Source organism: Gilliamella sp. Choc5-1 (genome assembly GCF_001690595.1).
GTDB classification, from domain to species: Bacteria; Pseudomonadota; Gammaproteobacteria; order Enterobacterales; family Orbaceae; genus Gilliamella; species Gilliamella apicola_M.
In genome coordinates, this window is the sequence record NZ_LZHH01000016.1 from 1 (window position 1) to 14,431 (window position 14,431).

Sequence of the window (14,431 nt, forward strand, 5' to 3'; positions counted from 1 at the left end):
TCCGCCACTCGTCATCAAGTGCAAGCACTCATGTTACCGTTCGACTTGCATGTGTTAAGCCTGCCGCCAGCGTTCAATCTGAGCCATGATCAAACTCTTCAATTTAAAGTTTGATGCTCGATAACTGTCTCTGACATATTCAAATGAATCTTCAGTGTCACTTATCAAGACTTAATTTTTTTAGTCCGTAGACTTTAATCTTTTGTCTCGCAAGTGCCCACACAGATTGTCTGTTTCTTCTTTTTAAAGAGCTGACAGCTTCTATTTAACCCAACATTTCGTTGTTTTACTTCGCTGTCTCAAGGGTTGCATATACTACGCTAACCTTTTTTATTCGTCAAGATCTTTTTTGAAAATTTTTTACCTTGCCTACCGACCTTATTCACCGTCTGCTTGTCGCTGACTGCGTGTCAGTGGGTGCGCATTATAGGGACTTAAATATTTCGTGCAAGCGTTAATTGTAATTTTTTTTCCGTTTGCGTTTTATTTATTCAAATCTTTATGTTCAATACATTTGACATAAATAAAATAAGCGTAATTTGCTATAGAAAAAACAATTTATTAACTTAATTTATATTAAAATATGAAGAATCTCATATTTTTAACATGGATCTAGAACATTAATTTATATTCTAAATTTAATAAAAATATTTCAAAACACCAAATCAATTAATAAATAAGATATCTAACGAATTGCACCAATAAGGTATTTTGCTTTATTTTTGAAAAGTAATGTTATTATTTTAGCAATACTGACACTTACGATTAAAGTCGACACTAAAAAGATTACAGCTCCCAATGATGCTAACCAACCATTGTCAGTTTTGATTACATAACCTAGAGGAGAAATATACAATAGCTGTTCAAGCTCTAACACAATAATTTCATGAATAAAATAAATAGGAAAACTAATATTTGCCATATAAGACAAAAATTTATAAATTCGTCCTTCATTAATTTTATGATTCAATTTATCTAAAAAGTAAAGTGCTAATATAAATAAAACTATTTTTTGTAATGTATCATAATAAAGTTTTGCAACAATTAAGTGGCTTATATAGCGATATGCAAATGGAATCCAAAAGCATAAACAAAAAAAGAATATAACCAAAAATAAATTACTTTTTACAGATTTCATAATGGTTTGATAGTTTTGTTTTATCATCATACCCGTTAAATAAACAGGACCATAATGCAATAAATTTAAAAAGGGTTTAGTGAAATCAGGCTTAGTAAACATAACCACCCAAAACATAGCAATCAAACCAGCTATAATTAAACTCTTTTTCGATAAAAAGTATAATACAGGGGCCATTAAGTAGATAATGATGATCATCGGCATAAACCATAATGGCAATAACTGTGTTCCTGTCAACATCATTTTAGTTATTGCGCTAATTATGCTAGTTTCAGTTGACGAATACCAAGGTAAACTCGATAAATATCGGTAATGAAAAAATATAAAACAGAAAATGGATATTGAAATATAAGGGCATACGACCGTCTTAAATTTTGATAAATAATATGTTTTAGTATCAAATTTGTATGTTAGATGTTGAAATAAAAAACCGGCAATTAATACAAAAAATGTCGTAAAATTAAATGCAAATAGATTCAAAAAAGAAAATAGATAACTATTAGTAATTAAGTTGGTGTTTTTAAATACCCCTAAGCAGTGGCTAAAAACAATCATTATAATTGCAACACCACGTAAAATATGAATCGAATGAATTTTTTGCGGTTTTTCTGTTACCATTTTAGATACTGTAAATAATGAAATAAATTAGCATACATTATCACATTTCTATGTAACTGAAACTACAATTATAAAAATAAATCCCCAAACAAATTAAAAATAAAATATTATTTAAAATCAATCAATTAAAGTTAACGCTTCAATCTGATTTTCTAGTCAATTTCTTAATGGCAAACGAGCAAATAGGAATAATATCACGGTTTTCTTGTTGTAATCGTCTTACTACAATGTCTAATAAATTATCAGCAATACCTTGCCCTCGATAAGCAGGATCAACATAGGTATGATCAATAGTAGCCTTATCTTTTCCTAACCTTGTAAAAGTTATTTCACCTATCTCTTTATTATTGGCATCACAAACATAAAAACGATCATTAGCTTCTAAAAGATGTAACGACATAAAAATACCTATATATCATAATAGTTAATTATAACCATTTAATTAATAATAAATTTAATATCAAATAATTTTAGGAAAATAAAAAAATAGGTGGCCATTGTTAACATTTCATTTCCAATAACTCACCTATAATAAAACAATTAAATCTTTCTCAATTAAGATTATATTTTAATCACAATTAATATTTAAAATAATCGTTTAGCAGTATTATATAGTTCTATATCAAATGAACGCTTCATATTATTAATAGCTTCGATGATATCGTGGTGGACTAATTTACCATTCTGCACACCAACACTTCTACCTGCATGGCCTTCAAGTAATAACTGAACAGCATAGGCTCCCATACGTGACCCTAAAATACGATCATAAGGTACAGGAGACCCTCCTCGTTGAACATGCCCTAAAATTGTTGCACGAGTTTCGTGATGAACTGCAGCTTCAATATCAGCGGCTAGTTTATTTACATCACACATATGCTCTGTAACTGCTACAATTGCATGTTTTTTACCTTTTGCAAAGCCAAGTTTAATTTCTTCGATTAAATCTTCTTTAGTATAAGAAACTTCAGGAATAATCATAAACTCACAACCGCCAGCAACAGCAGCATTTAAAGTTAAATCGCCACAATCTCGCCCCATAATCTCAATAACTGATATACGGTTGTGCGAAGAACAAGTATCTCGTAACCTATCAATGGCTTCAACAGCAGTACTAAGTGCAGTAAAATAACCAATAGTGTAATCAGTACCACGAATATCGTTATCAATAGTACCTGGTAAACCAATACATGGAAAACCTTCTTCAGTTAACCGCATTGCTCCCATATATGAACCATCACCACCAATAACAACTAAAGCATCAATTTGATGTTTTTTCAAATTAGCAATAGCTTTTTGTCTTACAGCTTTATCTTTAAACTCTGGAAACCTAGCTGAGCCAAGAAATGTGCCACCACGAGTAATGATATCAGAAACACTTGAACGCTCTAGTTGAATGATACGGTCTTCACAAAGCCCCATATAGCCATCATAGACACCAAAAACATCTAATCCTTCTGTTAAGGCGGTTCTTACTACTCCTCGTATAGCTGCATTCATTCCTGGAGCATCACCACCACTTGTTAAAATACCTATTTTCTTTATCATATAAAATAACTCCAAATTATTAACTTTTCTTTATTATAGAGCCTTAACAGATATCTAACAATAGAAGATTATTCGCTATTTTGATTGTTTTTTCTACTACATCATTTCGGCTGGTACAACAGAAATTGGATCTTGATGAATAATAACAGTTGCTGGTGAAAACTGCTTTGAAATTTGCTTTTCAATAGAATCGGCAATAGCATGAGCTTTAATTAAAGGCATATTATCATCAAGTTCTATATGCAATTGGATGAATTTAACAGGGCCAGCCTGCCTCGTTTTTAAATCGTGAAAACCGTAAACCTCTGGATACTGACTAATAATTTCTGCAATCAATATATTATCACTTTCAGGTAAAGCTCTATCAAGTAAATCTTGAATAGCATTATAGGCAATACAAAAAGCATTATAACAAATATATAAAGCAATAAAGCATGCAAATATTGCATCAGCATAGGTAATACCATACCAACTAAAACAAAGAGCAACTATAACGGTAATATTCAGCAAGAGATCAGAAGAATAATGTAACATATCAGCTTGAATAGCATTACTTTTAGTAATTTTGATAACGTGCCTTTGGTATAAAACAAGAACACATGTAATTGCAGCAGAAATTGTCGAAACAGCAATTCCTAGCAAAGGAAACTGTAGTTCACTTGGCTGAATAAAAGATCGAATACTAGAAAATAATAAAATTATCGCAGAACCAATAATAAATGCACTTTGTGATAATGCTGCTAAAGATTCTGCTTTACCATGACCAAAAGTATGCTCATCATCTGCAGGTTTTAACGCATAACGAACTAAAAAATAATTAAAACCAGAAGCAATTAAATCAATACTTGAATCCAATAATGAAGCAAGCAAACTTATTGAACCTGTTAACCAACAAGTAATAAATTTAACTAAAATGAGAAAAATAGAAATTAAAACAGCACTTAATGTTGCTCTTTTAACTAATTTTTCATACAAATGTGAATTTGACATTTAGAGCCTATTTATTGATAGGTTTCAATCCCCAATGGAAGAACCAGCTGCTGAGCAACCTCAGCAGCCTTTGCTCGTCCTAGCAAAACCTCAATAATTTTTAAAGCAAAATCAATAGTGGTTGCAGGCCCTTGGCTAGTAATGACTTTATTTTGTTCATCAAAATAAACTCTATCATCTTTCCAATTCTGAAATGCCTCTTTAGTAGTTGGGTAACCCGTCATATTAGCATTAGGAAACAGATTATGATGTTGTAAAACCATAGCAGGAGAAGCACAGATTGCTGCAACAATTCCCCCTTTTTGATGTGTTTGTTTTAATTTTTCAATCAACAATGGGCAATCACGAAAATTTTCAGCGCCTTTCAAACCACCTGGCAAAATAACAATTTCAAAATCAATGTGTTGAATATCTAAAAGCGTTTTTTTAGCTAAAATTGTTACTCCCCGAGAACATTCAACCTCACGAGAGTTTGATATGCTAGCGGTAGTAACATTAATACCCGCTCGAGTTAATAAATCAATTGTTGTTACCGCTTCTGTTTCTTCGCAGCCATCTGATAAAAATACCAATGCTTGCTTTGTCATTACTTCGTTCCTTTTAAACAAACAACTTAATCATTTTTAGTTTGATGAAGTTTATTTTACTCTTTCAATATTAGCGCCTAATTTCCTTAGCTTAGCCTCAATATTGTCATAACCACGATCAATATGATAAATACGATCAACCGTTGTTAAACCTTCGGCGATACAACCAGCCAAAACTAAACTAGCTGATGCACGCAAATCCGTTGCCATCACTTGTGTACCACTTAGCATTTCAACGCCGTGAGTAATTAAAGTATGGCCTTCAATTTCGGCCTTAGCTCCCATCCGAATTAGCTCTGGTACATGCATAAATCGATTTTCAAAAATCGTTTCTTTAATAATTCCTGTACCTTCGGCAACCATATTCAATAATGAAAATTGTGCTTGCATATCAGTAGGGAATCCTGGATGTGGAGCCGTATGAATATTTACAGCTTTTGCTCGTTTTCCTTGCATATCTAAACAAACCCAATCTTCGCCAACTTCAATTTTGGCTCCGGCTTCCTTCAATTTCGAAAGCACTGCATCAAGCAAAGTTGGATCAGTTTTTCGACAAGTGATTTTACCTTTAGATATAGCTGCAGCAACTAAAAAAGTTCCCGTTTCAATACGATCAGAAACGATCTCATGAATGCCACCACCTAAACGTTCAACCCCTTCAATCTCTATGCGCATTGTGCCAGCACCGGTAATTTTAGCACCTAGCATATTTAAAAATTTAGCTGTATCAACAATTTCGGGTTCACAAGCTGCGTTTTCAATGATAGTTTTACCCTCAGCTAACGTTGCTGCTGACATAATGGTAACTGTCGCTCCAACACTGACTTTATCCATAACAATATGAGCACCTTTTAGGCGTCCATTTACCGATGCTTTTACATAACCGTCATCGAGTTTAATTGTCGCCCCTAATTGCTCAAGACCAGTAATATGAAGATCAACAGGTCTGGCACCAATAGCGCAACCACCAGGCAATGAAACTTGACCTTGCCCAAAACGAGCAACAAGTGGACCTAAAGCCCAAATTGAAGCACGCATGGTTTTAACTAACTCATAAGGTGCACAGTAGTTATTAAGGTGACTTGCATCAAGATAAATAAAATCATTTCTTTCACATTTTACGCCTAACTGGCTTAGCAATTCTAATGTTGTGTCAATATCTTTCAGCTTGGGAACATTTCGAAGCTCTACTGGTTTTTCAGCCAAAATTGCAGCAAATAAAATTGGTAGCGCAGCATTTTTTGCGCCAGAAATAACCACTTCACCATTTAACGCGGTTGGGCCTGTTACATGAAACTTTTCCATTATTAACTCTTATAAATTATTGTGCTTGATAAATTATCGAACATTATAGAAGTTATTTATCAATAGATAAATGAATTTCATGAAAAATTGAAACACTAATTATTAACCAGAATTCATTTTAGCTATATAGGACAACATCGCGTTGTTTACACTTCATAGTTAAAATAATTCGCTAAAAACGCATGAGGTGTTTAAGCTTTTGTTTCTCTCTTTTGAGTCGCTAAATACTGGCTAATTATACAACTTACCATTAACATACGTATCGCTATTTCGGCTTTTCCATTGGATTATGAGCTGGTAATTTTTGTCGATTTTTGGTTGATATGCTAGTTATTACTCAGTTTATCTAACCTAATAATTTATTTAAATAAATAAAGACAGGATCATTTTGTCAAAAAGTTTCAGGAGCGTACTACGTTTATGTATAAAAACCTTAAAAATCAAATTGATACCAAAGAGTGAATATTCTCTAGTTTGCCGTTTCGTTTGATTTTTAAGTAACGGTAAACCTTTGCTATTAACCTGTCGTATTTCGCTCAGATAGGTTTTGTTATCGCCTTTGGCTTGTTTTTTTAATTTATCTTTAATTTATTTTTGTATTTTATATCATATAGTTAAAACAATAATTGATGGTTTTATGACATTCATTTTTACTACTTTAAGGGGTAAAAAAAGGGGTAAAAACTTTAATTGGGATTTATTTAGCACGTGATAAGAGGTTTGGCTACAGACCATAAAGCGTTTAGCCAAATTAGTAATGGTTATTTTTCTTTATGATATCAGCGCCCTATTGCTTGACTGTGATAGAGCGTTAGTTTTGTTTTTTTTATGTATATTCATTACAGTAGTTTCTCAAATTACTGTAAACAACGCTAGTAAATCCTACAGCTAGAAAGATGCAATGACTTATTATAAAATCGGACAAACAAATAACCGCTATTTATAGCTATAAAATACACAAAATTTAAAATAGGAATATTTGAAATGTCGATATTGATCAATGCTTTCTCTACAGTCACTCAGCCACCAGCCATTAATTTTCCTTGCGAACGTTTATATCATCGTGGATTAGATGATCCTGAGTTAATGAAAAACCTTGATGGTTTTATCGGTTATGTCATGCAAGCTGGAGATGGGCAGATGAATTCACGCCGTTATGCTTTGTATCGCCATATCCAACGAGTTAAACATCAATTTGCCTTTGAGATTGAAGAAGAGAACTTCAATGAGTTTACTTCTTGGGGCTGGCAGGCCAATGCCATTATATTGCTGACAGATGGAACTATTCGAAATCCTGATGGAGATATATTACTAGATCCTGATGATGATATTGATTTTGATGTAATTGTTCCTTACCCACCTGAAGCATTAAAGCGTAAAACAAAAAATGAGCAGTATTTAGCCAAATTAGGGTTACATACACCTACACATTTACCACCAGTTATTGCTGAATCCGAAGTAATACTTAGAACACCTGACGAGGTAGCTAAACGCGCTTTAGCGATAATGTTAACAGGTATTCAAGCAGAAAGTTTTCGAGAAAATAATCCAATCAATCCGATGGAATTTAAAGAACGTTGCCCAACAGGGTTTGCAGCTTTATCAAATAATGAACGTGACTTTATTTATAGTGAACAACCTACAGAGCAAGATGTTATAGATATGTCGTGGAAATACGAAGCATTATTACCTTTACAATGGGCGATAAATTGGCAATCAGAGCTCCCATTTGCTGATACTATTTGCGATGTTTCATCATTAGTTGACAAAGGAATGCAACATAGTGAGCAAGATATTTCTAAAGTAACCTTAAGACCTATTAGCGAATTATTAGATGCCTTAGATTTACACTACCGCTTACATTGGATAACCACAGATTTTCGAATGAAAGGCGAGCAACCACCCGCTTCAATTATAAGTGATGTTATTCAAGAACGTCACTATGCTTTAAATTGGTTAACTAACTTTGAAAATGCAGATTGGGATGATGTAGATACACCAACCTGATACCTTTTATCTTTTCATCATGGTAGGTAGCATTATGACAATATCAAATTAATAAATTCTATATTAATAAATCATTTTGTTACCTTTATTTTTTGCTTTTTAGTTGTGTTTTAACTCTTTTCTAAAATGAAAACTTTTTAAAATTAAATTCAAAAAATAGTTTATATTAATTGTCAGAAAACCAATTCAGCTTTTCACGTAATGCGACAACATGTCCAATAATAATTAGGCTTGGACTACGAGCTTGCAATGATAGTTGTGTTAAATTACCTAACACGCCTGATACCACTTTTTGCTTTGTTGTGCTGCCCTCCTCAACAATCGCAACAGGTACGTTTGCATCCATACCATATTTAATTAGCTGTTTTTCGATATTTTCTGCTTGAGACAACCCCATATAAAAAACTAAAGTTTGTTTTTCTGCAGCTAAACTTTGCCAATCAAGATGGCTGCCATCTTTCAAATGACCAGTAATTAAACGTACACTATGGGCATAATCTCGATGTGTTAATGGGATCCCACTATATGCAGAACAACCTGAAGCTGCTGTAATTCCTGGCACTACAGAAAATGGAATATCGGCATTAAATAATGTTTCGAGCTCTTCACCACCTCGACCAAAAATAAAAGGATCTCCACCTTTTAAACGTACAACACGCTTACCTTTTTTAGCTTGTTGTAAAAGAATCTGATTTATTTGTTCTTGAGGGACACAATGAAATCCTGCTCGCTTACCAACAAAAATACGTTGGGCATCGCGACGGGTTAGATTCATAATTTCATCCGATACTAATCTATCATAGACAATAATATCTGCTTGTTGGATTTGCTGTAATCCCTTTAAAGTCAACAAGCCCGCATCACCTGGACCAGCACCAACTAACACAACCTCACCACGGGAATCAAGTGATGTATCAAATAGCTCATTGGTGAGTTTTTCAACATGATCTGAATCGCTATTAGCAATCGCTTGAGCTAACCTATCATGAGAAAATAGCCTTTCCCAAAAACGACGACGTTCCGTCACTGTTTGATAGGTTGTTTTAACTTTATTACGTAAATAACCGGCATATTTAGCTAATTTGCCTAAATGTTGAGGTAAAATGGACTCTAGTTTTTCACGCAATAATCGAGCCAAAACAGGAGCATGCCCTTCTGAAGAGACAGCAACCATAATAGGGGAACGATCAATAATTGAGGGCATAATAAAACTCGCATCTTTTGGAGAATCAACCACATTACAAAAAATACGCCTTTTTTCCGTCTCAATACTCACTCTTTGATTAGTTTCCTGACAGTCTGTTGCCGCAATAACTAACCATTTATCATCCAGTAATTCAGCATTAAACTCCCCTTGAACTAAAACTAGTTGTTTTTGTTCATTCCAGCATATGAATTGCTCGTTAAATTCATGCGCATTGACAGTTAAGCGGGCACCAGCTTCAAGTAATAATCGAGCTTTACGTTCAGCAACTTCACCGCCACCGACTAATAAGCAATCACGGTTTTCTAGCTTACAAAATAAGGGGAAATAATCCATAACACCTCAAAATAAAACATTATCTGTTTAAAAATTTATTAACAACTAACCTCTAATAATAGAAATTTATTAATTATCCTATTGTTAATTGCTTCGTTATTTTTTTATCACTAATTATGATTAAAACCAAATGTAATCCTAATTAATTTAACGTCTTTGGGGGATTGCTTACCATGCTTTCCCCCCTTATATTGGTTATTTTAACCACATTTCCTGAATTAAACAGTTATTAAGGTCGATCTTCTTTGGGTGTTGAATACCAGTATCCCAGTCCCATAAATAATGCACCAGAAACAAGATTTCCTAATGAAACCCATAATAGATTATGACCAATTCCAGCTAATGTGTAAGCATCACTATGATGACCAAACCATGAAAGTGAAAAAAGCGTCATGTTCGCAACGGAGTGTTCATAACCACAAGCAATAAATGCTAACAAACACCACCAAATAGCGATAAACTTTGCCGAACCTTCAACTCGATTAGCCATCCAAATCGCTAAACAAACTAACCAGTTACATAAAATACCCCTAAAAAATAATGCTGAAGCTGAAGCAGATGTTTTTGCTAAAGCCGCTGCATGAACCAAACTAGTATCCGTTGATAATAGCGGTGTTGCAGCATAAAAATACAATGCAGCAACAAAAATTGAACCTAATAAATTTCCTAACCATGTTTGCGGCAATACTGTCCACATTTGGGTATGAGTAATTTTTTTGCATTTTACTCCTAGAGTTAAAAACATGGTATGCCCTGTAAATAACTCAGAACCGGCAATTACAACCAACGTTAAAGCAATGCCAAACGTTGCCCCCATAAGTAAAGGTCTTATTGATGGTTCAACAAGGTTTCCTAAAGTAAAAATTAAAATAATTCCTAGTCCTACATAAGCACCAGCCATAGCAGAGCTTAACCAAAAACCAAAAGGGTTATTTTTTGCCAAACTAACAATACGCGCAGCATTTGCTGCACATTTATTAATCGTATCGGTATACATAAATATTTATCCTTTTTAAAATATAGTTATTGTGATTTTACTTGTACTTCACCATTATCATTAACTTTTACATCATAATGAGTGACAGAATATTGCTCATCATCCAGACAATAACCATCTTTTAAGCGAAAACGTTGTTTTTTAAGCGGACTTGCCACCCATAACTCATTTTCATGTTCTGCGATAATGCCACGAGATAAAACACTTGCCTTAGCAAACGGGTCAATATTACTAATTGCATAAATTTCAGCATTATTATAAGGACGAAAGATAGCCACATGTTCATTACCAACAAGCGCACAAACACCTGTGCCTGGCAAAATCTCATCAAGCTTACAAACTGTTATCCATTGACTCATATTATTCCCCTAACATTACTTTACGTTCTTCTGCGGTAGCTGGGCGATGCTGATCACGCTCAGGTACGATTTGGACATTCTCATCACGTTTGTTACTATTAATAAAATGAGAAAATCGAATTTGACCTTCTGTATTTTCAACCGCTTCCTTCCATTCACATACCATTAATTTGCGTAAACGTGCCATTTCATTTTCTAGTTCTGCATTAATGCCGAGTTTATCGTCAATAATAACACTGCGCAAATAATCAATGCCGCCTTCAAGATTTTCAAGCCAAACCGATGTGCGTTGTAACTTATCGGCAGTACGAATGTAAAACATAAGGAAACGATCGATATATTGAATAAGTGTATTTTTATCAAGATCAGCAGCAAGTAAATCGGCGTGACGGGGTTTCATACCACCATTACCACAAACGTAAAGGTTCCAACCTTTTTCTGTGGCAATAACACCAATATCTTTACCTTGAGCCTCCGCGCATTCACGCGTACAACCCGATACACCTAGCTTAAATTTATGTGGTGCACGAATACCTTTATAGCGATTTTCAAGCTCAACCCCCAAACCAACACTATCGCCCACACCAAATCGACACCAAGTACTACCAACACAAGTTTTTGCCATTCGTAATGCTTTGGCATAAGCATAACCGCTCTCGAAACCAGCATCAATTAGCTCTTTCCAAATAGCAGGAAGATCATCTTTTTGTGCACCAAATAAACCAATACGTTGTGAGCCGGTAATTTTAGAATAAAGATTATATTTTTTAGCTATTTGACCAACAGCAATTAATCCTTCTGGCGTGATTTCACCACCTGCACTACGCGGAATCACCGAATATGTCCCATTTTTTTGAATATTGCCTAAGAAAATATCATTACTATCTTGTAGAGGAATCAAATTATCTTTAAGAATATAATCATTCCAACATGATGCTAATAACGAACCAACTGTTGGTTTACAAACCTCACAGCCATAGCCTTGTCCATGTTTTTTAATCACCTGTTCAAAAGACGTTAATCCCTCAACACGGATTAAATGATACAATTCTTGACGAGAATATTTAAAATGTTCACATAATGCATTGCTAACCTCGATCCCTTGCTTAGCTAACTCCAAGTTCAGAATTTGAGTAACTAATGGAATACAACCACCACACCCTGTTCCTGCTTTGGTTTCAGCTTTTATTGCAGCAACGGTATGGCAACCGGCATTAATGGCATGAATAATTTTTTCTTTTGTCACATCAAAACATGAACAAATTTGAGCAGAATCAGGAAGCGCATCAACGCCCATCGTTGGTTTTGCACCTGCATGTGCTGGCAATATTAACGTATCTGGATGTTCAGGTAGTTCCATATCATTAAGCATTAATTGCAGTAAATTGCTATAATCTGATGTGTCGCCAACTAATACTGCACCTAAAAGCTTTTTATTGTCGCTAGAAACAACTAACTTCTTATAAACAGATGCGGTTTCATCTAAATAAACATAACTACGGCTACCAATTGTTTTTGCTTTGGCATCACCAATACTTCCAACGTCTACGCCCATCAGTTTCAATTTAGCACTCATATCTGCACCTTCAAATTTGGCAGATTCACCCACTAAATGAGCTAAAGCAATCTGAGCCATTTTATAGCCTGGTGCAACTAAACCAAAAACCTTGTTTTGCCAACAAGCACATTCACCAATAGCATAAATATCAGGATCCGAAGTTTGGCAATAATCATTAATAACAATTCCTCCACGAGGACCGATTTCTAACTCACATTCTTGAGCTAATTTATCATTTGCTCTAATGCCAGTTGAAAAAACAATAAAATCGACTTCAAGTGCCGAGCCGTCTGCAAATTGCATGATTTTCCCAGCAGGTGTGTGAATAATTTCTTGAGTATTTTTACTGGTATGAACACCTACCCCCATCTCCTCAATTTTACGACGTAGTTGTTCTCCACCCTGCACATCCAGCTGTTCAGCCATAAGCACTGGAGCAAACTCAACCACATGCGTTTCCATACCTAAGTTTTTTAAAGCTCCAGCAGCCTCAAGTCCAAGCAATCCACCACCCAAAACAGCGCCTTTTTGACAACGCTTTGCACATTCTTGAATAGCATCAAGATCTTCAATCGTACGATAAACAAAACAATCCGAACCATCAGCACCTTTAATCGGTGGTACCCAAGGATAAGATCCTGTCGCAATAATCAATTTATCATAAGCAACAATTCGCCCTTGTTGAGAGTGAATCTCCTTACGCTGACGATTAATTAAAATAGCCCGTTCATTAAGTAAGACTTTAATATTATTCTCTTCGTATAAACCTTCACGAACTAGAGAAAGCGCTTCTGCTGTGTGGCCAGAAAAATAAGAAGAAAGGTGCACCCGATCATAGGCAAGTCGTGGTTCTTCACAAAATATAGTAATATTAAACTGATTAGGCTGTGCTTTATCGATTAATTCTTCAACAAAACGATGCCCAACCATCCCATTACCAATAATAACGAGATTGGTTTTACTCATACAAAACTCCAATTTTATTTTAATTTAATGATTTAATTTTATTTTGATAACATTGTATGAAACTTTGTACAGATTATAACTACCCTCAAGAATTACCACTTTGGTGGTAAGAATAATAATTTTAAAAAATATCCCATGAATTACGCTTACTTAACAATAACTAAAAGCGGACAATATTGATAAAAACATCCGACTAAATTACTTAACTCTTCTATAAAAAAATTAAAAAAAGTTGCCAAGTATTATTAAATTTATATAATTAGCCGACTAAATAAATTGAGTAATGACAATTGAACTATAATTCAAGAACACTGCCTTCTCGTGAAACCTTAGCACGAGCACAAAGATTTAATGATGATATTGTTGAAGTATCAGGAGTTGATCTGGTGCTAAGTTTAATCACAACAGCTGATTTAATTCGCGCTAATATCTACGCACAATTAGATAAAGATTATGGTGTGTCTGAAGGTAAGTTTGCCTTGCTGATGTCATTGTTTTCGGAAGGCGAAACCTGTGCCAGTGATTTAGCACTGCGTATAGGCGTTACACCCGCTACGGTATCTGTTATGGTTAAACGAATGTTATCAGTATCTGAGCCATTAATTTCAATGTCAAAAAATAGTGATGATGGTCGTTCACGTCTAATCGCATTAACAAATGCAGGGGAAAGACTAATTCAAAATGCATTACCCAATCACCTAAAAGCAATCCGCGCTTTTGCGCAAGTACTAGATTCGCAAGAACAAGAATCCTTAATATTAATGTTACGAAAATTATTACGAAAATAGCCGTATTTAAAATACTCAACGGTTATTTTT

12 protein-coding genes and 1 rRNA gene are annotated in these 14,431 nt (G+C 34.4%); 2 read left to right on the plus strand and 11 right to left on the minus strand.

The genetic code is table 11. From position 1 onward, the window contains the following. From A9G35_RS01050 to murA, 7 genes are all read right to left on the minus strand, one after another. Positions 1–105, minus strand: a 16S ribosomal RNA gene (locus tag A9G35_RS01050); the annotation flags it as partial. 580 nt (positions 106–685) lie between these two features. Further along, positions 686–1,756 carry an acyltransferase gene (locus tag A9G35_RS01055; RefSeq protein WP_065635332.1) on the minus strand — a complete coding sequence of 357 codons (1,071 nt, stop codon included), beginning with the start codon at positions 1,754–1,756 and terminating at the stop codon, positions 686–688. 139 nt (positions 1,757–1,895) lie between these two features. Next, positions 1,896–2,156, minus strand: a complete 261-nt coding sequence (locus A9G35_RS01060) for a GNAT family N-acetyltransferase (protein WP_065635333.1) — start codon at positions 2,154–2,156, stop codon at positions 1,896–1,898. Between the two features lie 185 nt (positions 2,157–2,341). Next, positions 2,342–3,304 (minus strand): 6-phosphofructokinase, encoded by a 963-nt coding sequence (pfkA, locus tag A9G35_RS01065; RefSeq protein WP_065635334.1) that lies wholly within the window; start codon positions 3,302–3,304, stop codon positions 2,342–2,344. Positions 3,305–3,400: 96 nt separating this feature from the next. Next, entirely contained in the window at positions 3,401–4,294 is an 894-nt protein-coding gene (locus A9G35_RS01070; protein WP_065635335.1) for a cation diffusion facilitator family transporter, read from the minus strand. An 11-nt stretch (positions 4,295–4,305) separates the two neighbouring features. Then, positions 4,306–4,881: a protein deglycase YajL gene (gene yajL / locus A9G35_RS01075; RefSeq protein ID WP_065635336.1), complete on the minus strand. Its 576-nt coding sequence runs from the start codon at positions 4,879–4,881 to the stop codon at positions 4,306–4,308. A gap of 51 nt (positions 4,882–4,932) precedes the next feature. Beyond that, a complete protein-coding gene (gene murA, locus A9G35_RS01080; RefSeq protein ID WP_065635337.1) occupies positions 4,933–6,186 on the minus strand; it encodes a UDP-N-acetylglucosamine 1-carboxyvinyltransferase in 1,254 nt (417 codons plus the stop codon). A 984-nt stretch (positions 6,187–7,170) separates the two neighbouring features. Between murA and A9G35_RS01085 the strand changes: the two genes are divergently transcribed. Further along, positions 7,171–8,193 carry a DUF4272 domain-containing protein gene (locus A9G35_RS01085; protein WP_065635338.1) on the plus strand — a complete coding sequence of 341 codons (1,023 nt, stop codon included), beginning with the start codon at positions 7,171–7,173 and terminating at the stop codon, positions 8,191–8,193. A 166-nt stretch (positions 8,194–8,359) separates the two neighbouring features. Here A9G35_RS01085 and cysG read toward each other — a convergent pair whose 3' ends face one another. From cysG to nirB, 4 genes are all read right to left on the minus strand, one after another. Next, the gene (gene cysG, locus A9G35_RS01090; protein ID WP_065635339.1) at positions 8,360–9,733 is read right to left on the minus strand and encodes a siroheme synthase CysG; all 1,374 of its coding nucleotides are present in this window, start codon (positions 9,731–9,733) and stop codon (positions 8,360–8,362) included. A 229-nt stretch (positions 9,734–9,962) separates the two neighbouring features. Further along, positions 9,963–10,730 carry a nitrite transporter NirC gene (gene nirC, locus A9G35_RS01095; protein ID WP_065635340.1) on the minus strand — a complete coding sequence of 256 codons (768 nt, stop codon included), beginning with the start codon at positions 10,728–10,730 and terminating at the stop codon, positions 9,963–9,965. A 26-nt stretch (positions 10,731–10,756) separates the two neighbouring features. Then, positions 10,757–11,089 (minus strand): nitrite reductase small subunit NirD, encoded by a 333-nt coding sequence (gene nirD / locus A9G35_RS01100; RefSeq protein ID WP_065635341.1) that lies wholly within the window; start codon positions 11,087–11,089, stop codon positions 10,757–10,759. A 1-nt stretch (position 11,090) separates the two neighbouring features. Beyond that, on the minus strand, positions 11,091–13,613 hold the full coding sequence (gene nirB, locus A9G35_RS01105; protein WP_065635342.1) for a nitrite reductase large subunit NirB: 2,523 nt from the start codon (positions 13,611–13,613) through the stop codon (positions 11,091–11,093). A gap of 290 nt (positions 13,614–13,903) precedes the next feature. Here nirB and A9G35_RS01110 point away from each other — a divergent pair, with 290 nt between their 5' ends. Next, positions 13,904–14,401, plus strand: coding sequence for a MarR family winged helix-turn-helix transcriptional regulator (locus A9G35_RS01110; RefSeq protein ID WP_065635343.1), 498 nt, complete (start codon positions 13,904–13,906; stop codon positions 14,399–14,401). The last annotated feature ends 30 nt before the right edge of the window (positions 14,402–14,431 follow it).

Coding starts and splice junctions, on each gene's coding strand:
- A9G35_RS01055 (WP_065635332.1), bottom strand. CDS start 1,756: ATGGTAACAGAAAAACCGCAAAAAATTCATTCGATTCATATTTTACGT.
- A9G35_RS01060 (WP_065635333.1), bottom strand. CDS start 2,156: ATGTCGTTACATCTTTTAGAAGCTAATGATCGTTTTTATGTTTGTGAT.
- pfkA (WP_065635334.1), bottom strand. CDS start 3,304: ATGATAAAGAAAATAGGTATTTTAACAAGTGGTGGTGATGCTCCAGGA.
- A9G35_RS01070 (WP_065635335.1), bottom strand. CDS start 4,294: ATGTCAAATTCACATTTGTATGAAAAATTAGTTAAAAGAGCAACATTA.
- yajL (WP_065635336.1), bottom strand. CDS start 4,881: ATGACAAAGCAAGCATTGGTATTTTTATCAGATGGCTGCGAAGAAACA.
- murA (WP_065635337.1), bottom strand. CDS start 6,186: ATGGAAAAGTTTCATGTAACAGGCCCAACCGCGTTAAATGGTGAAGTG.
- A9G35_RS01085 (WP_065635338.1), top strand. CDS start 7,171: ATGTCGATATTGATCAATGCTTTCTCTACAGTCACTCAGCCACCAGCC.
- cysG (WP_065635339.1), bottom strand. CDS start 9,733: ATGGATTATTTCCCCTTATTTTGTAAGCTAGAAAACCGTGATTGCTTA.
- nirC (WP_065635340.1), bottom strand. CDS start 10,730: ATGTATACCGATACGATTAATAAATGTGCAGCAAATGCTGCGCGTATT.
- nirD (WP_065635341.1), bottom strand. CDS start 11,089: ATGAGTCAATGGATAACAGTTTGTAAGCTTGATGAGATTTTGCCAGGC.
- nirB (WP_065635342.1), bottom strand. CDS start 13,613: ATGAGTAAAACCAATCTCGTTATTATTGGTAATGGGATGGTTGGGCAT.